Annotated in this window: 21 protein-coding genes and 1 tRNA gene; 10 read left to right on the forward strand and 12 right to left on the reverse strand. The window is 68.2% G+C overall.

Going from position 1 to position 21,413, the window contains the following annotated elements; genetic code table 11:
* Positions 1-13 precede the first annotated feature (13 nt).
* Entirely contained in the window at positions 14-2,362 is a 2,349-nt protein-coding gene (locus AC1RIF_RS17385) for an MMPL family transporter (protein WP_492602604.1), read from the reverse strand.
* A gap of 27 nt (positions 2,363-2,389) precedes the next feature.
* Positions 2,390-2,998: a TetR/AcrR family transcriptional regulator gene (locus AC1RIF_RS17390; RefSeq protein ID WP_492602605.1), complete on the reverse strand. Its 609-nt coding sequence runs from the start codon at positions 2,996-2,998 to the stop codon at positions 2,390-2,392.
* Between the two features lie 164 nt (positions 2,999-3,162).
* Between AC1RIF_RS17390 and AC1RIF_RS17395 the strand changes: the two genes are divergently transcribed.
* Entirely contained in the window at positions 3,163-3,948 is a 786-nt protein-coding gene (locus AC1RIF_RS17395; protein WP_492602606.1) for a class I SAM-dependent methyltransferase, read from the forward strand.
* A 257-nt stretch (positions 3,949-4,205) separates the two neighbouring features.
* Here AC1RIF_RS17395 and AC1RIF_RS17400 read toward each other — a convergent pair whose 3' ends face one another.
* The gene (locus AC1RIF_RS17400) at positions 4,206-5,588 is read right to left on the reverse strand and encodes an aminotransferase-like domain-containing protein (RefSeq protein ID WP_492602607.1); all 1,383 of its coding nucleotides are present in this window, start codon (positions 5,586-5,588) and stop codon (positions 4,206-4,208) included.
* Between the two features lie 87 nt (positions 5,589-5,675).
* Between AC1RIF_RS17400 and AC1RIF_RS17405 the strand changes: the two genes are divergently transcribed.
* The 5 genes from AC1RIF_RS17405 (at position 5,676) to AC1RIF_RS17425 (ending at position 10,070) form a co-directional block, all read left to right on the forward strand.
* A complete protein-coding gene (locus tag AC1RIF_RS17405; protein WP_492602608.1) occupies positions 5,676-6,902 on the forward strand; it encodes a benzoate/H(+) symporter BenE family transporter in 1,227 nt (408 codons plus the stop codon).
* A 120-nt stretch (positions 6,903-7,022) separates the two neighbouring features.
* Positions 7,023-7,487 (forward strand): GNAT family N-acetyltransferase, encoded by a 465-nt coding sequence (locus tag AC1RIF_RS17410; protein WP_492602609.1) that lies wholly within the window; start codon positions 7,023-7,025, stop codon positions 7,485-7,487.
* Positions 7,488-7,910: 423 nt separating this feature from the next.
* A complete protein-coding gene (locus AC1RIF_RS17415; RefSeq protein ID WP_492602610.1) occupies positions 7,911-9,251 on the forward strand; it encodes an aminotransferase class III-fold pyridoxal phosphate-dependent enzyme in 1,341 nt (446 codons plus the stop codon).
* Positions 9,252-9,285: 34 nt separating this feature from the next.
* Positions 9,286-9,357, forward strand: a tRNA-OTHER gene (locus AC1RIF_RS17420).
* Positions 9,358-9,443: 86 nt separating this feature from the next.
* Complete coding sequence (locus AC1RIF_RS17425; protein ID WP_492602611.1) at positions 9,444-10,070, forward strand: non-canonical purine NTP pyrophosphatase; 627 nt, start codon at positions 9,444-9,446, stop codon at positions 10,068-10,070.
* 252 nt (positions 10,071-10,322) lie between these two features.
* Here AC1RIF_RS17425 and AC1RIF_RS17430 read toward each other — a convergent pair whose 3' ends face one another.
* Positions 10,323-10,778 (reverse strand): RrF2 family transcriptional regulator, encoded by a 456-nt coding sequence (locus AC1RIF_RS17430; protein ID WP_492602612.1) that lies wholly within the window; start codon positions 10,776-10,778, stop codon positions 10,323-10,325.
* 121 nt (positions 10,779-10,899) lie between these two features.
* Here AC1RIF_RS17430 and AC1RIF_RS17435 point away from each other — a divergent pair, with 121 nt between their 5' ends.
* Complete coding sequence (locus AC1RIF_RS17435) at positions 10,900-11,862, forward strand: sterol desaturase family protein (RefSeq protein WP_492602613.1); 963 nt, start codon at positions 10,900-10,902, stop codon at positions 11,860-11,862.
* Here the strand turns inward: AC1RIF_RS17435 and AC1RIF_RS17440 are convergent.
* On the reverse strand, positions 11,794-12,477 hold the full coding sequence (locus AC1RIF_RS17440; protein ID WP_492602614.1) for a YceI family protein: 684 nt from the start codon (positions 12,475-12,477) through the stop codon (positions 11,794-11,796). The two genes, AC1RIF_RS17435 and AC1RIF_RS17440, sit on opposite strands and share 69 nt — an antisense overlap.
* Positions 12,478-12,675: 198 nt before the next feature.
* On the opposite strand from AC1RIF_RS17440, the gene AC1RIF_RS17445 reads away from it, so the two are divergent.
* The gene (locus AC1RIF_RS17445) at positions 12,676-14,124 is read left to right on the forward strand and encodes a carotenoid oxygenase family protein (protein ID WP_492602615.1); all 1,449 of its coding nucleotides are present in this window, start codon (positions 12,676-12,678) and stop codon (positions 14,122-14,124) included.
* A gap of 25 nt (positions 14,125-14,149) precedes the next feature.
* Here the strand turns inward: AC1RIF_RS17445 and AC1RIF_RS17450 are convergent, their stop codons facing one another.
* From AC1RIF_RS17450 to AC1RIF_RS17480, 7 genes are all read right to left on the reverse strand, one after another.
* Complete coding sequence (locus tag AC1RIF_RS17450; RefSeq protein WP_492602616.1) at positions 14,150-14,632, reverse strand: hypothetical protein; 483 nt, start codon at positions 14,630-14,632, stop codon at positions 14,150-14,152.
* Positions 14,633-14,673: 41 nt separating this feature from the next.
* Entirely contained in the window at positions 14,674-15,714 is a 1,041-nt protein-coding gene (locus AC1RIF_RS17455; protein WP_492602617.1) for a DNA polymerase III subunit beta family protein, read from the reverse strand.
* 33 nt (positions 15,715-15,747) lie between these two features.
* Positions 15,748-17,076: an MFS transporter gene (locus tag AC1RIF_RS17460; protein ID WP_492602618.1), complete on the reverse strand. Its 1,329-nt coding sequence runs from the start codon at positions 17,074-17,076 to the stop codon at positions 15,748-15,750.
* A complete protein-coding gene (locus tag AC1RIF_RS17465) occupies positions 17,073-17,531 on the reverse strand; it encodes a MarR family winged helix-turn-helix transcriptional regulator (RefSeq protein WP_492602619.1) in 459 nt (152 codons plus the stop codon). Before AC1RIF_RS17465 ends, AC1RIF_RS17460 begins: the two co-directional genes overlap by 4 nt.
* Before the next feature lie 143 nt (positions 17,532-17,674).
* Positions 17,675-18,346 carry an MOSC domain-containing protein gene (locus AC1RIF_RS17470; protein WP_492602620.1) on the reverse strand — a complete coding sequence of 224 codons (672 nt, stop codon included), beginning with the start codon at positions 18,344-18,346 and terminating at the stop codon, positions 17,675-17,677.
* 115 nt (positions 18,347-18,461) lie between these two features.
* A complete protein-coding gene (locus tag AC1RIF_RS17475) occupies positions 18,462-19,352 on the reverse strand; it encodes a dihydrodipicolinate synthase family protein (RefSeq protein WP_492602621.1) in 891 nt (296 codons plus the stop codon).
* Positions 19,353-19,376: 24 nt separating this feature from the next.
* Positions 19,377-20,165: an aldolase gene (locus AC1RIF_RS17480; RefSeq protein ID WP_492602622.1), complete on the reverse strand. Its 789-nt coding sequence runs from the start codon at positions 20,163-20,165 to the stop codon at positions 19,377-19,379.
* 169 nt (positions 20,166-20,334) lie between these two features.
* Here AC1RIF_RS17480 and AC1RIF_RS17485 point away from each other — a divergent pair, with 169 nt between their 5' ends.
* Both AC1RIF_RS17485 and AC1RIF_RS17490 read left to right on the forward strand, forming a co-directional pair.
* Complete coding sequence (locus AC1RIF_RS17485) at positions 20,335-20,919, forward strand: helix-turn-helix domain-containing protein (protein ID WP_492602623.1); 585 nt, start codon at positions 20,335-20,337, stop codon at positions 20,917-20,919.
* A 142-nt stretch (positions 20,920-21,061) separates the two neighbouring features.
* A complete protein-coding gene (locus AC1RIF_RS17490) occupies positions 21,062-21,394 on the forward strand; it encodes a DUF4352 domain-containing protein (RefSeq protein WP_492602624.1) in 333 nt (110 codons plus the stop codon).
* Positions 21,395-21,413 lie beyond the last annotated feature (19 nt).

Raw genomic sequence — 21,413 nt, forward strand, 5'->3', positions numbered from 1 at the left:
TCACGAAGGGTGGTCAGGAGACGGTCGCGCCCTCGCGCTCGCGTCCCTCGGGCGGAAGGGCACGGGCCAACTTCTCGCCCTCGATGTCGACGTTCGGCAGGATCTTGTCCAGCCACTTCGGCAGCCACCACGCCTTGTCGCCGAGCAGAGCCATCACCGCGGGGATGATCACCATGCGGACGAGGAAAGCGTCGAAGAGCACCGCCGCGGCGAGCGCGAAGCCGATCGACTTGATGAACGCGTTGGGTTCGAGCATGAACGCCCCGAACACCGAGATCATGATCAGCGCCGCGGCGGTCACGACACGGGCTCCGTGGTTGAAGCCGATGGTCATGGCCTTCTTGGCCGAGGCGCCGTGCACGTACTCCTCCCGCATCCGGGTCACCAGGAACACCTGGTAGTCCATCGCGAGACCGAACACCACGCCGATGAGGAAGATCGGCATGAAGCTGACCAGCGGCTGCGGGTTCGCGATCAGCCCACCCCAGCCCTCCTGGAAGATCGCGACGGTGGCGCCGAACGTGGCGGCGACGCTGAGCAGGAAGCCCAGGGCCGCGGTCAGCGGCACCAGGATCGAGCGGAACACGAGCATCAGCAGGATGAACGCGAGCCCGACCACGATGATCAGGTACGGCACCAGCGCGTCGAGCAGGCGGTCGGAGATGTCGCTCTCGAGCGCGGTCTGGCCGGTGACGCCGTAGTTGACGCCGATCTGGTCGTGCAGGGCGCCCTCGCCGTCACGGATGGACTGCATCAGGTCGATGGTCTTCTGGTCCGTCGGCGAGCTTCCCGGGGTGACCATGATCTGCGCGGTGTCCCCGTCCGGGTTCATCGCCACGATCTGGGCGTTGACGACGTCGTCCTGCGCCGAGATGGTCCGGACGACCTCGCCGAACGCCTCCGGTGCCGGGACCGTGGCGTCCTTGGCATCGACGACCACGAGCAGCGGTGAGTTCCTGCCCGGGCCGAACGCCTCGGACACCAGGTCGTAAGCCTGCCGCGAACTGGTGGCGGGGTCACCGGTGCTCTCGGAGGGCAGGGCGAGCTTGAGTCCGGCGGCCGGCAGCGCCAGCGCCGCGAGGACCACGATGCCGGCGATCAGCGGGATCGCAGGCTTGCGGGCGACCCAGCCCGCATAGCGGGCGGCCGGGCCGGGAACCGCGTCCTCGGCCTCCGGATCCGGAGCCTTGACGAACGGAACCTTGCCGGCGAACGCCTTGCGGCCCAGCAGGCCCAGGAAGGCCGGCAGGAAGGTGAGCGCGACGAGCACCGCGACGAACACCGCGAACGCCGCCGCCATGCCCATGTCGCTGAGGAACTTGATGCCGACGACACGGAGTGCGACGAGCGCGATGATCACCGTCAGGCCGGCGAACACCACCGCCGAACCGGCGGTGCCGACCGCACGGCCCGCAGCCTCCTCGCGGTTGCCGCTGACGCTGACCTCGTGCCGGAAGCGGGAGACGATGAACAGCGAGTAGTCGATGGCGACGGCGAGACCGATCATCACCGCCAACGTCGGGGTCATCGACCCGAGCTCGGTGAAGCCGGTCGCGACGGTGATCGCGAGGCTGCCGACGCCGACACCGATGATCGCGGAGATCAGCGGCAGTCCGGCGGCGACGAGGGAACCGAACGTGAGCAGCAGGACCACGGCGGCGACGGCCAGGCCGATCAGCTCGGCGGATCCACCCGGCATCTCGGGGACCTGCGCAGCGCTGCCGCTGACCTTGACCGTCAGCCCGGCGTCACGCGCGACCTGGGCTGCAGCGTCGATCTGGTCGGTCAGTGCGGTGTCGACGTTCTCGAAGGTGCCACTGAAGGGGACCTCGACGTAGCCCACCGCCTTGTCCGGGCTCAGTGGGGACAGTGCCGCGGCATCGGCGAGCGCGACGTCGAGGGGTTTGCCGGTCTGTTCGGCCTGAGCCGTCACCATCGCGGTCAGACCGGCGTCGGCGACCACCGGGTTGACCAGCGCACCCTGCGAGGCTTCGGGGGAAGCGGTTGCGGGATCGACCTTCGCGGCCGGGTCGACGAGTTCGATGCCGCGGATCCGGGACAGGGTCGCGTCCATCGCGGCCTGGTTCTCCGCGCTGTCGAGGGTCTCGCCGTCCGGAGCCGCGAAGACGTACCGGGCGGAGATGGAGCTGAACGGGTCCTTGGCCGACGCGGGGAATCGCTCGGCCATCAGGTCCTGCGCCTTCTGCGCGGGAGTTCCGGGAATGGAGAACGAGTCGTTGGTCGGGCCCGACAGCGTCGCGGCTCCGACACCCATCAGAACCAGGATGGCCAGCCAGATGGACAGGACCGTGCCTTTTCGCCGGTAGGCGAATCTGCCGATCCGATAGAGGTAGGTGGCCATGGTGGCTCCTTCTTGATCGGGTGGGAACTAGCGGACGGGCAGGGCGAGGCCGTGCCGCAGTTGATCGAATGCCTGGCGAACCACTTCTTCGGGGTTCGCGGCCGCGGTTCGGCCGCTCATCCACAGGTCCATCGACGCCTTGCAGGCGGCACCGACGACCATGTGCAGCAGGTTGGGATACAGATCGGTGGCACCGTCGGTCCCGGTGCGCTCGGCGATGACGTCCGCGAGCACGGGGGTGATCCGCACGTGCATCTCGAGTTTCTTCGCCAGCAGGGTGGGGCTGGCGTCGATGAGTTCGGCGAGCGCCTGCATCTCCTCGATGTCGTGGGCCGGATCGGTGACCGCCCGGATCACGACGCACTCGAGAGAATCGAGGATCGGCTCGGCTTCGGGCCGCTCCCGCAGCCAGTCCGCCCACTCGTAGACCGAGGCCTCGAGGTGGTGCAGAACGGCCTCCTCCTTGCAGGAGAAGTAGTTGTGGAATGTGCGGGTGGACACCCCGGCCGCGGAGGCGATCATGTCGGCGGTGACGAGTTCGATGCCGCGTTCACGCGCGAGACGCGCGGCGGCCTCGCTGAGCGCGATGCGTGTCGCCGCTTTCTTCCGGTCCCGCAGACCGATTGCTTCACTCACTCCTTCGAAAGTACCGAAGTTGCAGAGCTCTGCAATGTTGCAGGCGAGTGCACTTTTGTGGGCTTCGGCACATCTCACCCGTCCATCGTGATCGGGGTCACATCACACGCTTCCGCGGCCTACGCTGATCCCACACCCCGCGCACCTCGGAAACGGCGGCGACGATGCCTGATTGGGATGGCGAACAGTACGCACAGGCGAGCGAACTGCAGCGGACGATGGCGGCCCGCGCGCTCGACGGACTTCACCTGGATCCGCACGATCACGTGCTCGACGTCGGCTGCGGGGACGGCTTCGTCACCCGCATACTCGCGGACCGACTCACCGACGGGTACGCGGTCGGCGTCGACGCGTCGCCGCGGATGATCGAGAAGGCCGCGTCCGGCGAGACGGATCCCCGGGTCCGGTTCACGGTCGCGGACGCACGCCGACTGCCGTTCCGGGATCAGTTCGACGTCGTGGTGTCGTTCAACGCGCTGCACTGGGTCCCCGAACAGCAGCAGGCACTCGAATCGATCGCCGGCGCCGCGCACCCGGGCGCGCGGATCCTCGTCCAGATGGTGTGCGCGGGCGACCGCGAGAGTCTCGAGACCGTCGCGATGGAGGTCGCGGGCACACCCCGATGGGTGGACCGGTTCGCCGGATTCGCGCCACCGTTCGTCCACGTCGACCCCGACGACTACCCGGAACTCGCGGCCGCCGCAGGCCTGCGCGTGACCGAACTGGCGATCCACGACGCCACATGGGACTTCGAGAGCCGGGACGCATTCGCGCAGTGGTGCGCCGCCGGCGCCGACGCCTGGACGCACCGACTGGACCCCGACGACCGGCCACGGTTCGTCGACGACTGGGTCCGTGCGTACGAAGAGGTCTCGGGGCGGCCGGGGCTGTTCCGGTTCATGCAGATGCGAGCAGCGCTCACCCCGAGCGCCCACCCGACAGGGAGCTGATGGCTGGCCGTTGTCGGTCGTGACGTTGTCGACGAACACCGCTCGGCTGATCGTTGCTGGTGGTGGGCCTGATGTCGGCCCGGCGGCCGGTTCGTAGGAGCAGCGGTTGCGGGCGGGTCCGTGGCCGATTGCTGCGGCGAGCACTACGAACCCTTGGAGCGCGGCAAGGTGCATTCGGTTGTAGCTGCGGTAGCCGTCGGCGAGGCGCGTGGCGGGCGGCTAGGTGACACACCCGCGCCGGTTCGCACCGCCGACCCTCACCGCTGGAGAATTTCGGAGAGTCGCCTGACGCCTTCGGCGATCTGGGCTTCGGTTGCGGCCCCGTAGGAGAAGCGCAGGAACGGTGCGGGTGGTTCGTCCACGAAGAAGTGGCGTCCGTCTCCGATGAGCACCCCGGCCGCGTACGCGGCCGCGCAGACCTCGCGGGTATCCGCGCCCTGGGGAAGCCTGGCCCACAGGTGAATGCCACCGTGCGGGACGCGCGGGATGCGGATGCCGGGCGTCGTGGCACGAATCGCGGAGGCGAGTGCGTCGCGTCGCGTCGCGAGCTCGGCGCGCAGGCGTTTCAGGTGCCGGGGCCACACATTCGAGGTCAGGAGACCGCAGGCGATTTCCTGTACCAGCGGCGCGACGCAGAGGTCGTCGGCGGTGCGCGCGGCCCGGAGCCGCTCGCCTGCCGGGCCGCGCGCGATGACCGCGCCGAGCCTGAGACCTGGGGAGGCAGGCTTCGACAGGGTGAGGATCGACACGACGTGTCCGTGGGGGTCTTCGGTGAAAAGGGGGGGTGGGGCCTGTCCGTCGATGCCGAGGTATCTCGCCCAGTCGTCCTCGATGATGAACGCGCCGTGTCGGGCGGCGAGTTCGAGCACCTGTGTCCGGCGCTCTGCACTCAGGACCGCGCCGGTCGGATTCGCGTAGCTCGGCTGGAGGTAGACCACTCGCGCTCGCGTGCGTTCGAGTTCGTCGGCGAGGCGGTCGACCTGGATCCCGTCGGCGTCGGCGGGTACCGACGAGAGGTTGAGGCCCGCGCTCTGCGCAGCGAGAATCGCACCCGGATAGCTCGGACTCTCGGTGATGACCGCGGACCCCGGCTCGGCGAGCGTGCGCATTGTGAAGACGAGCCCCTGCTGCCCGCCGGAGACCACGAGCACGTCGTTCGGGTCGGCGCGGTACTCGGAGGCGAGGATGCGCCTTAGTTCCGGCGATCCCGCCGGCGGTGTCATCATCCAGGCACGACCGCTCTTTGCCGCACGCGAGCCGATCCGATGCAGCTCCTCGTTCGGCAGTAGTTCGGGAGCGAGGTATCCCCAGGAGAGCGGGATGTGTTCGGGAGTGCCGTAGCCGCCCAGACGAGCGGCCCGGTCTGCGTCCACTCTGGCACGGCCGAGCGCCTGAGACTGCCAGGAAAAGTCCGGTTCCGGCAGTCGGTCGTGGCCCGCCACGAACGTTCCCCGTCCGGGTTCAGCCCGGACCAGTCCGAACGCGCTCAGTTCCGAAAGAGCCGCCGAGACGGTGGCCGCACTCGCCTGGAACTCTGCGGAGAGTTCTCGGACACCCGGCAGTTTCTCCCCAGTACGCATCGTCGCGATCCGCTGGCGGATGCGTGCCGCAATCTCCGAAGCCCTGTTATCATTCGACATGAAGATAGTGAATAACGTTACTCCAATTTCCGCAAGATTGTTACGCTATCGATCGGGCGTGAAGTCGGCGGCCTCGGTGGCACGGCGATGAGTCGGGTTTCCTCCGTTCTGCGTGATGTCTCGGTATCCGCGGTTGTCGCCGGCTTCCTCTCGGCGCTCATCAATTTCGCCGGCCCGTTCCTGATCGTGCTCGAAGCCACCCGCGCAGCGGGTCTGAACGAGGCGCAGACCGCATCCTGGGTGTGGGCGGTATCGATCGGCAACGGCGTGTGCAGCATCGCATTGAGCCTCTTCACCCGCATGCCGGTGATCGTCGCTTGGTCGACGCCCGGAGCGGCGCTGCTGATCGCCTCGATCGGTGGCTTCTCGTTCGCCGAGGCGGTCGGCGGGTTCCTCGTCGCCTCCGTCGCCGCCGCCGTGGTCGGGTACACGGGCTGGTTCGGCCGGCTACTCGCGAGGGTGCCCGGCCCGGTGCTGCAGGCGCTGCTCGCCGGGATCCTGCTGCCTTTCGTCGTGACCGCGGCGGGCGCCTTCACGAGCGCGCCGTTGATCGCGGGGAGCATCGTCGTCGCGTTCTTTCTCGGCAAACGCTACTTCGACCGATACGCAGTGCTCGCCGGGCTCGTCGCCGGACTCGCGGCGACTTGGGCGACCGGATCCTTCCGCGAGGTCGCGCCGTCGCTCGCGCTCGGCGGCCCTGTGTTCACGATGCCGGCGTTCACCCCGTCCGCTCTCGTGAGCATCGCGCTTCCGCTGTTCATCGTCACGATGGCCTCGCAGAACGCGCCGGGCCTCGCACTGCTCCACTCGCAGGGGTATGAGCCGAACGACCGAGTGCTCGTCGGTTCCATCTCGACGGTTTCGGCGATCCTCGCGCCCTTCGGCTGCCACGGCATCAACCTCGGCGCGATCACGGCGGCGATCGCGCTCGGCCCCGAGTCGCACCCGGATCCCTCGAAGCGCTATATCGCGGGCCTCTCGGGCGGCCTCACCTACTTGCTGGTCGGCTCGTTCGGGGGCGTGCTTGTGGCCGGGTTCCAGGCGATCCCGAGCGAAACGGTTTCGGTACTTGCCGCCGTCGCGCTGCTCGGATCAGCGCTCACCGCGCTCGAGGGCGCGATGGGAAGCGATGCCCACACCGGGATCGCGGCCCTCACCACGCTCGCGGTCACCATGTCGGGCGTCGCGTTCTTCAGCGTCGGCGCCGCGTTCTGGGGCCTCGTCGCGGGCAGCGCCGTGTATCTCCTCCTCTCTCCGCGCCGGCCACCCAGCCGAACAGGCAAGACGAGAAAGGAGAACGCAGTGATTACGTGACCGGATCCTGGGCGTGGCACATCCCGCATCGAACTTTCAATCCTCGCGGGCACAGAACGCTCAGACAGTAACTGGCAGTACCACTCTGCCGAGACCTTCGAACACCGATAGGAGCCACCAATGGCAACGACTTCCCTGCCGACGATCCGGCCGCTCGCCCCTGCCGACGAGAATCGCTGGCGCGTCCTCTTCCGCGAGTACCGCGAGTTCTACAAGCTGCCCGAGTCCGAGGACATCGTCTCCCGTGCATGGGGCTGGTTCATGGATCCCCGGCACGAATGCAAGGCTCTTGTTGCGGAAGCGGACGGCGAGATCCTCGGGTTCGCACACCATCGCCGTTTCTCCTCGCCCTACACCGGAACCACCGGCCTCTTCCTCGACGACCTGTTCACCGACCCCGCAGCCCGAGGCCGGGGCGTCGGACGTGCACTGATCGGGCGTCTCACCGAGATGGCCACCGCCGAGGGTCGCACCGCGGTGCAGTGGGTGACCGCCGAAGACAACCATCAAGCCCAGGCGCTCTACAACACCCTCGCCACGCGCACGAACTGGGTCACCTACGAGGCCGAACCCGCCGCGAAGTGAGCACTGCGACATGAACTCGCTGTCGCCAGAGGTCCTCCGAGTGACAGCACGGGCGACAGCGGAGAATGCGAGTTGATCCATCGGCCTGCCCTGGTCCTACCGACCGGGCCAGGGCAGGCCGGTTCGGAGACGAGGCTTCCTCGTCGACAGCGGCCTGCACCCACCTACCAGCGGGGGGCGTCGAAGCGGTCGACGCCGGAGTGCTGCAGCCGTATTCGGATCGTTGTAGCAGGCGCCGATGCAGGTCGCCCGATCAGCACTCACGGTCATCGACCACCTGCGCATCGCGTTCCTTCCACACACTCGGGTTCTCGCCGACGCCCTGGAACGTTTCGCCCGGTTCCTCACCGACTACCGGCACCAGGCACCCCCCACGCGGTGTGTGGACTCCGAGAAGCCGAACCGACCGAAGAAAGAACCAGCATGACCGAAACACAATCAATAGCAACCACTTTCACGCGACCAGCCCTGGTCACCGAGGTTCCCGGGCCGAAGAGTCGCGCGCTCCACAGCCGCAAGGCCGCGGCGGTCCCGCGCGGAATCGGGAGCGCGCTGCCGATCTACATCGACCACGCAGCGGGTCCGTGGCTCATCGACGTCGACGGCAACAGGTTTCTGGACTTGGGTTGCGGCGCCGGCGTCAACATGGTCGGCCACCACCAGCAGAGCATCATCGATGCTGCGTCAGCTCAACTGAACCGGGTCACCCACACCCTGTTCGGCATCACCCCCTACGAGGGGTACGTGCGGCTGGCCGAACGCCTGGCCGAGAAGACCCCCGGCTCGCATGCGAAGAAGACCATGTTCGTGAACTCCGGTGCCGAAGCGGTCGAGAACGCCGTGAAAGTCGCCCGGGCGTACACGGGGCGGCGAGCAGTCGCGTCCTTGGACCACGGGTTCCACGGCCGTACCAATCTGACTCTCGCAATGAACCACCGGGCAGTCCCGTACGCGACCGGTTTCGGGCCGTTCGCACCCGATGTCCACCGGGCGCCGAACTCCTACCCGTTCCGGGACGGGCTGACCGGTCGGCAGGCCGCCGATCGGACGATCGCATACCTGGAAGAGCGCGTAGGCTCCGCCGACCTCGCCGCTCTCGTCGTCGAACCCATCCAGGGCGAGGGCGGATTCATCGTGCCCGCAGACGGATACCTACCCGCCCTGCAGGAATGGGCCAACCGAAGCGGCGTCGTTCTCGTCGCCGACGAGATTCAGTGCGGGCTCGGACGGACCGGGACCTGGTTCGCCAGCGAACTGTTCGGCTTCGTCCCTGACGTGGTGCTCACCGCCAAACAGATCGCCGCCGGTCTACCCCTCGCCGGGGTCACCGGACGAGCCGAGATCATGGATGCCGCGGCGCCCGGCGGCCTCGGCGGGACCTTCGGCGGCAACCCCGTCTCGATCGCCGCCGCGCACGCCGTTCTCGACTTTCTGGAAGACGAGGAACAGTTCGCCGCCGCACGCCGTATCGGCAACACCCTCACCAGTGGGCTACGGCGAATTGCCGAAAACCACCCCACCATCGGCGATGTCCGGGGACGCGGTGCGATGATCGCGTTCGAGCTGACCCAGGCGGGAACGACTCGACCACTGCCCGGGAGCGCCGCTGCGATCAGCGAGCACGCGGCCCGGCGGGGCGTGGTCCTGATCACCGCAGGCAGCGACGGCAACGTCATCAGGTTCCTGCCGACCCTCGACGTCACCGACGATCTGCTCCGGTACGCGCTCATGGTGATCGAGGAAGCACTGAACGGGCACGAATGAGTCGGCCCTGTGCCGGTGAAGACGTCGGCACACACGGTGGGGTGACCGAATGGCCAGGTAGCGGTGCGCACCACCGCGTATGCAGGTTCGAATCCTGCCCCACCTCGGTGGTATGCCGCACGGCAGGCCCGGTCCCACTGGGGAGCAATCCGAGACATATCCAGATCCTTTGCCGACCAAGGAAAGTCGAACATGCTCGAACACAACACCTTCGTCCTCGCGACACACAACTCAACCAAAGTCGCCGAGTACCGCCACATCACCGGATTGGTCCTCCCCGACTGGACACCGGTTGCCTACGACGGTCCCGAGCCGGTCGAGGACGGGCTCAGTTTCCGTGACAACGCCCTCATCAAGGCACGCGTTGCCGCCGCACACTCCGGCCTTCCAACTGTCGCCGACGATTCCGGATTGTGTGTGGACGTGCTCGGAGGCGCGCCCGGCGTGTTCTCGGCCTACTGGGCCGGCCACTACAAGGACCCCACCGCGAACCTCGATCTGCTGCTCGACCAACTCTCGGAGGTCGCCGACCCGCACCGCACCGCACGATTTACTTCCGCGCTCGCGCTCGTCGCCCCCAGCGGTGCCGAATACGTCGCCACGGAACACTGGTCGGGCCGGTTGACTCTCACGCCGGCAGGTGACGACGGATTCCCGTACGACTCGATCTTCGTCCCGGACGGCCAAGCGCCCGGTCACGAGCGCACCGTCGCCGAGTGGGACACCGAGGACAGATACCGGAATTCACACCGGGCCCGCGCATTCAAAGCCCTCGTTCCGGCTCTCGAAGCGCTGACCGATGTCCAAATGTGCCGATGACCACGCCCGAGCACTATTGGGGACATGATGTCGACTCCGCCGAAAGCCCGCATCGCCCCGGCAATCATGCGTTCGACCTCTCGGGCGACTTCCGACGAGCGCGACGAACGTAAGCGATGCCGGCAAGTCGGCAGCCCTCCTGACCGGTCCGATGTCGGCCGCGTTGCGTGTGGCATCCCGCGAGCAGGTTTCCGCCGATGTCGTATCGCTGACGCTGGATTGTCCCCTCGGGCAGCGCCTCGGCGGACGAATCTAGCGCCGACGCCACGCCCCCGGATCCGCGGTGAGTTCGTCGACGAACGACGGCAGTGCACCTGCCGCGACGTCCGCAATCGTGACACCCTCGAGCACGGACCGCAGATTCACCCGAACGGCTATCCACACCTGCTGCAGCGACTCGGCCGGGCCGTCGTACGTGACGTCCTCGGGTCGCTCACCGCGCACGGAGGCCAGCGGGCCCTCGACGGTGCGGATGACGTCGGCGACGGTGATCTCCGCGGCCGGTCGGGCCAGCCAGTAGCCGCCGTCGGGGCCGCGGCGGCTGTTGACGAGCCCGCCACGACGCAGGTCGGCGAGCACGGCCTCGAGGAACTTGTGCGGAATGGACTGCGCACCGGCCAGGAACTCGGCCTTCGCCGGCGCCGGGCCGACCGCCGCCAGTTCGACGAGCGTGCGGACGGCGTAGTCGACTCGCGCGGTGATGTGCACGGTACCCCCTCGTCGATCCCCACCGTTTCGGTAGGAAATCCTACCGACCCCGCACCGGATGGTGACCCACGTCACTCCGCGCGGTAGATTTTCCAGGAGTGCGCGACAGCCTGGAGGACACATGTGGGAGACCCTCACCGCCGCGTGGGGTTCGCTGCTCGAACCGCTCGGTGACCCGGTGACCCTGGCGATACCGGCCTTCCTCGTGTTCCTGGGGCTGGAGTGGTTCGCGGCCCGCAAGCTCGAGGAGACCGACGTCCGCGACGGTCGAGCCTTCCCGCCCACCGCGGGCTACGAGTTCCGTGATGCGCGGGCGTCGATCTCGATGGGCCTGGTCTCGATCGCGACGACGGCGTTCTGGAAGTTCCTCGCTCTCATCGGCTACTCCGCGATCTGGGTGTATGTCGCTCCGTGGCACCTGCCGGCGAACGCCTGGTACACGTGGGTGATACTGCTGGTCGGCATCGACCTGCTGTACTACGCGTACCACCGCATGGCGCACCGGATCCGGCTGATCTGGGCCACCCACCAGGCACACCATTCGAGCGAGTACTTCAACTTCTCCACCGCGCTGCGGCAGAAGTGGAACAACAGCGGCGAGATCCTGATGTGGATCCCGTTGCCACTCATCGGCATTCCACCGTGGATGATCTTCGTCGGATTCTCGGTGAACCTGGTGTACCAGTTCTTCGTGCACACCGAGCGTGTCCGGAAGCTGCCGCGACCGATCGAGTTCGTCCTCAACACCCCGTCGCACCACCGCGTGCACCACGGCTGCGATCCCGAGTACCTGGACCGCAACTACGGCGGGATCCTGATCGTGTGGGACCGCCTGTTCGGCACGTTCCAGGCCGAGAAGCAGCGCCCCACCTACGGTTTGACGAAACCGGTCGGCACCTACGACATCTGGCGGCTACAGACCCACGAGTACGCCGCGATCGCCCGCGACGTCCGTGCGGCCGCGTCGTGGCGCGACCGACTGGGCTACGCGTTCGGCCCGCCCGGGTGGGCGCCGTCAGGCGCGGGCGAGGCTCACCAGGAAGTCGACCGTGCCGCTGTCGTCGACGGTCACGAACCCCAGTGACGGCGGCGTGATTCCGTAGTCGGACCACGTGACCGGGATGCTGCCGGACGCGACCAGCTCGTCGCCGGTGTGCAGCACCTTCACGTCGACGCTCACCGGCCGGGTCTGATCCTCGAGGGTCAACGTGCCGTCCGCCTTCACCGTCGCGGCCGTGCCGTCGGTGGGCAGCGACGCGAGGTCGACCGGCGTCGTGAGGGCGAACTTCGCGGTCGGGAAGGTCTCCACATCCATCACGTTGCCGCGGAACTGACCGTCTCGACGAGCATTGTCGGTCGCTATGTCGGCGACCTGCACGACGACCTCGGCGAGGGTCATCTTCTCGCCGGCGATGCTGACGTTTCCGTGCACCTGATCGGTGGTTCCGACGACGGTGACCCGGGCGCCGTTGAGAATCTCCGAGACGGTGTACCCGGCGGCGGTCGCGTTGGCCCCCTCCCCCGGGCCGACCGCCCAATCACCGTCGACGGAGCCGGAGGCGGCCTGCGCACCCTCGGTGGACACCGATGCGGCCGGGGCGTCGTCCTCGGCGATGAACTCACCATAGATCCACGGGCCCGCAACAATACCGACGAGCACCACGAGAACCGCACAACCGATGAGCCACCATTTCTTCATCGGCACAGCGTATGAGCACGACGGGATACGCGCCACAGCTACGCTGCTGTCCGAATCCCGCATCCTCACCGCGCAGAGCGGAAGCCTCGGCTCGAATCTGCCGACTCGGTCCCGCACGGGCAGATCTTCCGGACCGGCCCTCCCGTCGTGTCCATCCGGCTATCGTGGCCGCAAGCCGTTCACGAGGGGGGATCTTCGATGGCGACGAGTTTCGTCGACGAACGCTATGCACCGGTCCGCACCGAAACGACCGAGTACGACCTTCCCGTGCGGGGCACGATCCCCGACTGGCTCGACGGCCGGTATCTCCGCAACGGCCCCAACCCGATCGCGGATGTGCTTCCTGCCGAATACAACTGGTTCACCGGCGACGGCATGGTTCACGGCGTCCGACTCGGCGACGGTCAGGCGCTGTGGTATCGGAACCGGTGGGTCGACTCGGAGGTGACGTCGGCGGCGCTGCAACGGTCGGCGCCGTCCGAGCGCGGCCGTTCACCCCTGCACGGCCCGTCGGCGAACACGAACGTGATCGGCTTCGCCGGCCGGACGCTGGCACTGGTCGAGGGCGGCCTGGCGTGCGCGGAACTGTCCGAGAAACTCGACACCGTCGATGTCTGCGACTTCGACGGCACTGTCCACGGCGGATACACCGCGCACCCCATCGAGGATCCGGAAACCGGTGAGCTCCATGCGGTCTCGTACCATCTCGGCAGGGGAGACACGGTGCAGTACACCGTGATCGGCGCCGACGGCCGGCTCCGGAAGAAGCTCCCGATCCGCGTCGGGGGCAGTCCGATGATGCATGCCTTCTCCCTGACCCGTGACTACGTGGTGGTCTACGACCTGCCGGTGACGTTCGACGTCCGGAGCGCCGTCGCGGCCAACGTGGCCCGGCCACTGCGCCCCTTGGCGGCGTTGGCCCTGAGCGCGGCGATCGGGCGGGTCCGAGTGCCGCATCCCCTCCTGAACCGCCTTCCGCGAACCCGTGCGGGCAGCTTCCCCTACTCGTGGGACACCGGGTATCGCGCCCGCGTCGGGTTGATTCCCCGGAACGGCGATCCGACGCCCATCTGGTTGGATGTGGAGCCCTGCTACGTGTTCCATCCCGTCAACGCGTCCAGCACTCGGGAGGGTGTCGTCGTCGACCTGGTCGTCCACGAACGGGTCTTCGACGGCGACCTCACCGGGCCCTCCGAGGGCCGGCCTCGCCTGGAACGGTGGCACCTTCCGCGGGCCGGCAGTTCGGTCCGACGCGAGAGGCTCGGCGACGAGCACGTCGAGTTCCCGCGAATCGACGAACGGTTCACCACCGCCGCCCACCGCGATTGCTGGCTGGTCTCGGGAACCGACGACCTCTCGGGAGAACACCGGCTGCTCCGCGCGGATCGTGACCGCGGCGTGGCCGCCACCCGCGACTTCGGTCCCCGATCGGCGGTCGGAGAGTTCGTCTTCCAGCCCGCGTCTCCGGATTGCGCGGAGGGTGACGGCATCGTGATGGGACTGGTCACCGATCTCGCGCGCCGCCAGACCGAGCTGCGGATCCTGGACGCCCAGACCCTGGAGGACCGCGCCACCGTCACACTGCCGCAACGGGTCCCGGCCGGATTCCACGGCAACTGGATTCCGACCGCGACGCACACGTCCTGACCCGTCGGAGTCGACGTCGCGCGGCCTACGGGTGCGAGGGGCGCCGTTCCACGGACCGTTCGGCGACGGCCGCCCCGACTTCGTCGCTCGCGGTGCGGATCATCGCACCGTAACTGTCGTCGCCGAGTGCGTCGAGGTACCGGCCGGCCGCATCGAGATGCTCACGCGCCCGGTCGAACGAGCCCAGCCGACGGAAGTTGTCGGCCAGGTTCAGGTGCAGCGACGGATAGAAGCCGCGAACCGTGAGGCTCGCGTACTGTTGCCGCAACCGGTCGTCGGTGAGGGCATCGGCGGCGTCGAGCGCCCGCACGTCCCACACCAGCGCCTGCGCGGGATCGTCGTACAGGTCGGCGAGATAGTGCGCCAGCGTGCACCGGTGCAGCGGATCGCCGAGCGGGCCCAACTCGGTCCAGATCTCGACGAGCGCGGCGCGGGCGGCGTCCGGATCGCCGTCACGCCCGAGCGTGACGGCGCGGGCGATCGCATCCGTGGTGAGGTCTGTGGTCACTCGGTTCTCCTGTCGTGGTGGATGTTACGGAGCAGTTCGGGTCACGGGGCAGTGGGCATGGCGAGCGTGGTGAGGTCGCCGTCGGAGGCGGACCGGATGACGGCGGGCATGTCGGCGGCGGAGAGGTCGAGCATGACGTCGGGTCCGACGGCGGTCGCCACGGCGGCGTGCAGCGTGCCGGAGGTGAACCACACCTCGATGTCGCGGCCGGTGACGGTGGCGGTGAGGTGCCGCTCGCGCTCCCCCACACGCACCGTCACACCGGTGGCCCCGACGGTGCACCGCAGCCGCGTGTCGGGGCTGTCCTCGACCGCGGCGAGCAGCGCGTCCCGGGACACGACGACCCGGGTGGACGCGGCGGGCAGGGCGGCGAGCATCGCCCGGTAGTCGGGGAACGCGTCGTCGATCGTGACGCAGCGTCGTTCGAAGCCGTCGGCGGTGAGCACGAGACCGTCCGCGCCGCTGCGGAGCACGACCTCACGTCGTGCGCGCAACCACGACGTCAGGTCGTCGAGGGCGGACGCGGGCACCACGACGGACCACTCGGCCGAGGCCGTGGGGCACGCGATGCTCCGCGTCGACAGCCGGTAGCGATCGGTCGCGGTCAGCGTGACGGTACCGCCGCCGGCCTCCACGAGAATCCCGGCCAGGACCGGGAACTCGGGATCCGACGCGGCGGCGGCCCGTACCTGTGCGACGGCGTCGGCGAGTGCGGCGGCGGACAGCGACGCCGACGGTCGCGTCGGCAGCGCGGTCGTGATGGCCGCGGCGACCGCGGCGGCGGCGTCGGCCCGCTCCCGCAGAGCGCGGACGTGCGCGTCGAGGAGTGGTCCGGCGTCGTCGCCCCCTTCGAGGATCCGGGCGACGCTGTCGAGCGGAACGTCGATCTCGCGCAGCCGTCGGATCGTCGTCGCCCGGTCGCGCTGGGTCTCGGTGTAGTATCGGTACCCGGTCGACGGGTCGACCCACTCCGGGACGAGCAGTCCACAGTCGTCGTAGAAGCGCAGCGCGCTCGGCGTCAGTCCGCTCGCCCGCGCGAGTACGCCGATCGTGATCAACCCGTCCGCTCCGAATGCGCTCACCCGGACATCATGGAGTCTCGACCAGCGTGAAGGTCAAGCCGCCTTCGACCGCACGCCCTCGGCGGGAGCCGGGCGGTCCTCGGTGATCGCCGGGGTGGCGGCGATCGGTTGCGGATCCTCGGGGACCGGCCGGGTCTGGGCGGTGGCCTCCTTGCCGCGACCGATCACGACGGCCGCGACCAGGGCCACGACCAGACAGGTGATCGCGCCGAGCATCAGCCCGGCCCGGCCGCCCCACTCCTGGCTGACCCAGCCGGCGATGGGGCCACCGATGGCCGTCGAGCCCTGGAACGCGGTGGCCCACAGTGCCATCACGCGGCCGCGCATCTGCGGTTCGGCCTCGAGCTGGAGGGTGCTGTTGGTGGTGGAGTTGAACGCGATGCTGACCGCGCCGACGATCACGAGCGCGATCAGTTCCAGCGCCAGCGTGGGCGCGGCGGCCGCGGCGACCATCGAGAATCCGAACGCTGCGGCCGCGACGATCAGGACGCGGGTGCCGGTGCGGCCCCATGTCGCGACCAGCAGTCCGCCGCACACCGCGCCGATGCCCATCGCCGCGGTCATGAAGCCGTACGCCTCCGAGCCGGCGCCGAACGTTTGGTCGGCGACGATCGGGAGCACCACCTGGAACTCGAACGCGAGGCATCCGATGAACGCCATCATCAGCAGCGGCACCGCGAGATTGCGGTTGGCCCTCACATAGCGCAGGCCCTCGCGGAGCTGGCCGCGGGCGCGTTCCATCGGCGGCGACGGATGCAGCTCGGCGACGTTCAGCCGCAGCAGCGACGTCACCACCGCGACGAAGCTGGCGGCGTTGAGCAGGAAGCACACGCCCAGCCCGCCGGCCGCGATCGTGACACCCGCGACCGCCGGACCGACGATGCGCGAGGCACTGACCAACGTGGACTGCAGGCTGACGGCGTTTCGCAGGTCCGCCGGGCCCACCATCTCGAGCAGGAACGACTGCCGCGCAGGGTTTTCGAAGCAGTTGTTGAGGCCGAGCAGCAGCGCGAGCACGTACACGTGCCACAGCTGGACGGTCCCGGTGATCGTGAGGACGCCGAGGACGAGGGCCTGGACGCCCATCATCGTCTGCAGAGCGATCATCAGCCGTCGCTTGTCGGTGCGGTCGGCGATCACGCCGCCGTACGGCCCGAGCAGCAGGACCGGCAGCGTCTGCAGCGCGACGACCAGGCCGATCGCGGTGCCCGAGCCGGTGAGCTCGAGGACCAGCCACGACTGCGCGACGAGCTGCATCCAGGTGCCGATGAGCGAGACGGCCTGGCCACTGATGAAGCGGCGGAAGTTGCGGTTCGCGAGCGCCGCGAACGTCTGACGTCCGAGTTTCCCCGCGGCCGTCATGAGCGGGCCGTGGCCCGGGCCTGACACATCCGTTCACCGAGGGCCTCGAGGGCCGGCAGGGCGTCGAGCAGATCCTGGGTCTTGGTCTCGGGAAGTTGGGCGAGGTACTCGGCGAACAGCCGGGTCCGCTTGTCCCGCAACTGCGCGTGTAGGGCGACCCCCTCGGGCGTCGCGGCGACGACGACGGCTCGGCCGTCGTCGGGATCGGCCGAGCGCATCAGCAGCCCCTCGGCCGCCATCTTGCCGATCATCCGCGAGAGCATCGTCGGGTTGAGGGTCTCGATCTCGGCCATCTCGCTGGCCCGGATCGGCCCGCGGCGCACCGCCGTGGTCAGGATCGAGAACTGCGTCTTGGTCAGCTCGCCGCCGGATGTCTGCCGGTCGACCTGCCGGGAAATGCGTCCGAGTGCGACGCGCAGCCGGGAGACCTCGTCGTCGTCGAAGAGGCTCGTCAACGTCCACCTCCAATTTACTTGCTTATCGGCAAGCATACACCGGGCGGGCGCCGATCCCCAGCTCTCGAGACGGCCACCACAACGACGGATGCCAGGGCAGTCCCCAGGCTCGTCCACCGAACCGCCACCGGACGAACGCCGGCCTACGGCGCGTTCAAGCGGGCGTTCCAATCCTCGATCGCGCCATTACCGACTCGTGCGGCGAACGTGGCGCGCCAACCCGGCGCGAGTGCCGACACCCGACTGGCGGCGGCCCATTCGTCCGGGCCGCTCGATCCTCGTTCGAAGAGCAGACGCAGCAGGCGCGAGACCGGCCAGTCGGGTTCGGGCCGGTCCACCAGAAGGAGACGATCGCCCCGCCGCACGCGTCCCGGTTGCAGCACGCGGTAGTACCAGCCGGTGTTGCAGACCGCCTGCATCCGCCGCGCCACTCCCCTGGCCTCGAAACGCTGATCGAGTTTCCAGCACGGCTGTCGGCCCTGCGAGATCTGCACGATCGCCGTTCCGATCGCGAATGTATCGCCCACACATACCTGCGATTCGACCAGGCCCGTCGTCGAGAAGTTCTCGCCGAATGCGCCCCGGGCCACCGCCGACGACGCGAGCTCGCGCCGCCAGAACGCCAGATGGTCCGACGGGTAGTGGTGCACCGCCTTGTCGGGGCCGCCGTGGTGCCGAGTGTCGGCCTGTCGGTCACCGGTGAGACCGGTGACCGACAGCCACAGCGGGCGGTCGACAGGTTTCTTGTAGATGCCACTCGACGCGCGTCCGCCGGGCAACTCGCGGATCCCGCCGACGAGTAACTCCTCCAACATCACCGGAGGCATCTCCTCGCCCCGACTCACAACATCTGCCCGGCGACGAAGGTGGGCCCGGCCACGGGCAGGGTGACGACGGTGTCCGTTCCGAGACCGGTGTCCACTGCTCCTACTACCGGCACACGGCGGCGATGAGCCCGCGCAGGTGCACGGCCTCGGCCTCGTCGAGTGGCAGCAGCGGCCGACGTGGATCCCCGGCATCGATGCCGATACTTCGCAACCCGGACTTGATCGTCGTGGGCAGCCCGCGACTGACGATCATGTCGAGGAATGGCCGGATCCGGTCGAAGTAGTCCGACGCGGCAGCCTGGTCCCCTGCGGCGACCAAACGGTGAAAGGTCACGATCTGCTCCGGGATCAGGCACGGTGCGGCCGTGCACCACCCGGCCGCACCGGCATCGAATGCCTGCTGCGCGAGCGGATTGCTCCCGTTGAAGAACGGCAACTCGCCGCCGCTGAGCTCGCGCAGCCGGCGCATGCGGGTGATGTCGCCGCTCGATTCCTTGACCATCGTGATGTTGTCGACGGTCGAGACGAGGTCGAACAGGAACTCCGGGTTCATGTCGATGCCCGTGGTGGCGGGGTTGTTGTAGACCATCAGCGGAATCGACACCGATTCGGCGATGGCGGTGAAATGCTGACGGACCTCACCCTCGGTGAGCCGCCAGTACGACGTCGGCAGCGCCATCACCGCGGTGGCACCGAGGCTTTCGGCGATCCGCGCCCGGCGGATCGCGCCGGCCGTGGTCAGGTCGGACACCCCGACGACGGTCGGCACGCGGCCGTCGACGTGACCGACGGATTCACTTGCGACGGTGACCCATTCGTCGTGGTCGAGGTAGGCGCTCTCCCCGGTACTGCCGAGTGGCGCGATCGCATCGACGCCCGCGCCGATCAGACGGTCGAGCAAGACGTGCAGGATCTCGACGTTGACAGTGTCGGAATCACGGGGATGGAACGGGGTCACGGGGTACGCGACGATGCCGCTTACGGCGTTGGTCATGACTGCTCCTGGAGAGGTCGGGGGTCAGGGAAGGTCGACGGCGTCCGGATGCGCCCGCAGCGCCTTGCGCGCGTAGTACCCGAAGTTCGCCTCGCTGCGGCGAGGGGTGAGCGTCCAGTCGTGCGCTTCCTTCGCCAGCCGCGGCGGAAGCGGTTTGATCTCGCCCGCGGCCATCGCCAGCAACTGCAGGTGGGCCGCCCTTTCGATCAGGTGCGCCAGCGAACACGCCTCCTCGATCGTCGACCCGACGACGAGCTGCCCGTGATGGGCCAGCAGGATCGCACGCTTGTCGCCCAGGGCACCGGCGATGATCTCGCCCTCCTCGTTGCCGACCGGGACACCCGGCCAGTCCGGCAGGAACGCGCAGTCGTCGTAGAGCGGGGCCATGTCCATCTGCGAGATCTCGAGCGGCACTTCGAGCATCGACAACGCGGCAACGTGCAGTGGGTGGGTGTGGACGATGCAGTTGACGTCAGGCCGAGCTCGGTAGATCCAACTGTGGAAACGGTTGGCCGGGTTGGCCATTCCGTCACCCTCGAGGACGGTGAGGTCTTCGTCGACGAGCAGCAGGTTGCCCTCGGTGATCTCGTCGAAGCCCAGGCCCAGTCGCTGGGTCAGGAACGTACCCGGCGTCGCACCCCGGGCCGAGATCTGTCCGGCCAGGCCCGAGTCGTGGCCGGCGTCGAACAACGCGCGACAGGTGAGGGCGATCTTCTGCCGATCGGTCCACTGCTGCCTCGGAACGTTCTCGAGCATCGCCGCTTTCGCGGTCTCCATCAGTTCGGCCTTGCCGAGATTCATCGTGGTCGCCATGTCGGCCTCCTTCACTCTTCGCCGGTCAATGACACAACATGCACTGTAGGACACTTTGTGTCCTATGTGCAACGGGGCCGTCCCGGGAAGTAGAATCCGGAAACGAACTGAGCCCCTCGAGACCAGCGCGGGGTCGAGAAGGCAGCGGCGAGCGAAGGAGAGTCGGACGGTGGTGGCGTTTCTCCGGTCCCATCGGCGCAGGGCCGGGTTCACCCTGGAAGCCCTCGCCGAGAGCACCGGGCTGACGAAGAGCTATCTGTCCAAGGTCGAACGCGGGATCAGCACGCCGTCCATCGCGGTCGCACTGAAGATCGCCCGAGCCCTCGATGCCGATGTGGCGCAACTGTTCTCCGACGGCATCGACTCCCACACGATGGCCGTCGAACGCCGCGACCAGCGTCTGCCCGTCGACGATTCCGGGGCCGCGGTCTACGACCCCGTCGCAGCCCCGATGATCGGGAAGTCGATGCAACCGTTCATCGTCCACCCGGCAACCGAATTCGCGGACGACCACATGGAGCACCCCGGCGAGGAGTTCATTCTCGTCACGAGCGGCACCGTCGAAGTGAGCATCCCCAATCAGGTGATCACCCTCGCCGAGGGCGACAGCCTGTACTTCGACGCCAACACCCCGCACCGCGTGCGGTCAGTGTCACCGGCACGGGCGCAGATGGTGGTCGTCGTGCACGACCAGGACACCACCCCGGGTCCGGACACACGGACGGCGCAGCGGCGCTGCGGGCCCGGGGCCTGAGCGGTCACTCCGACCGGTTCCGGCAGGTCGCGTCCACACCCGCATACGACCGAATCCGCCTACTCACATTTCGTGCACCCGATGTCGTGGCAGCTCCGTGGATCGAAGGGGAAACGATATTGCTGCCCGTATCGAAACCGGTGTGACCACGGTCGGTGACAACCCCTACCTGCAGAAGCAGGCTCAGGGTCAGTTCGTCCTCGTCCACCTCGACGTGACGAACATCGCGGACAAGCCCCAGTCGTACTTCGCCTCCAATCAGAAGCTGATCGACGCGCAGGGTCGTGAGTTCTCGACCGACGACATGGCCGCGATCAACCTGAACCCGGAGACCGCGATCGGCGGCGAGATCAACCCGGGCATCAAGCAGTCCACGACGATCGTCTTCGACATCCCGGCCGACGCAACCCCGGCAGAACTCGAGGTCCACGACTCCGCGTTCTCGGGCGGCGAGAGCATCTCACTGACCCAGTAGTCGCACCCCGGCATCGAAC

The sequence above is a fragment of the Prescottella sp. GW823-FHT02E09 genome, assembly GCF_058797375.1.

Coding starts and splice junctions, on each gene's coding strand:
- AC1RIF_RS17425 (WP_492602611.1), top strand. CDS start 9,444: ATGCTCGAACACAACACCTTCGTCCTCGCGACACACAACTCAACCAAA.
- AC1RIF_RS17435 (WP_492602613.1), top strand. CDS start 10,900: ATGTGGGAGACCCTCACCGCCGCGTGGGGTTCGCTGCTCGAACCGCTC.
- AC1RIF_RS17410 (WP_492602609.1), top strand. CDS start 7,023: ATGGCAACGACTTCCCTGCCGACGATCCGGCCGCTCGCCCCTGCCGAC.
- AC1RIF_RS17480 (WP_492602622.1), bottom strand. CDS start 20,165: ATGGCGACCACGATGAATCTCGGCAAGGCCGAACTGATGGAGACCGCG.
- AC1RIF_RS17405 (WP_492602608.1), top strand. CDS start 5,676: ATGAGTCGGGTTTCCTCCGTTCTGCGTGATGTCTCGGTATCCGCGGTT.
- AC1RIF_RS17395 (WP_492602606.1), top strand. CDS start 3,163: ATGCCTGATTGGGATGGCGAACAGTACGCACAGGCGAGCGAACTGCAG.
- AC1RIF_RS17470 (WP_492602620.1), bottom strand. CDS start 18,346: ATGTTGGAGGAGTTACTCGTCGGCGGGATCCGCGAGTTGCCCGGCGGA.
- AC1RIF_RS17415 (WP_492602610.1), top strand. CDS start 7,911: ATGACCGAAACACAATCAATAGCAACCACTTTCACGCGACCAGCCCTG.
- AC1RIF_RS17475 (WP_492602621.1), bottom strand. CDS start 19,352: ATGACCAACGCCGTAAGCGGCATCGTCGCGTACCCCGTGACCCCGTTC.
- AC1RIF_RS17385 (WP_492602604.1), bottom strand. CDS start 2,362: ATGGCCACCTACCTCTATCGGATCGGCAGATTCGCCTACCGGCGAAAA.
- AC1RIF_RS17445 (WP_492602615.1), top strand. CDS start 12,676: ATGGCGACGAGTTTCGTCGACGAACGCTATGCACCGGTCCGCACCGAA.
- AC1RIF_RS17460 (WP_492602618.1), bottom strand. CDS start 17,076: ATGACGGCCGCGGGGAAACTCGGACGTCAGACGTTCGCGGCGCTCGCG.
- AC1RIF_RS17440 (WP_492602614.1), bottom strand. CDS start 12,477: ATGAAGAAATGGTGGCTCATCGGTTGTGCGGTTCTCGTGGTGCTCGTC.
- AC1RIF_RS17400 (WP_492602607.1), bottom strand. CDS start 5,588: ATGTCGAATGATAACAGGGCTTCGGAGATTGCGGCACGCATCCGCCAG.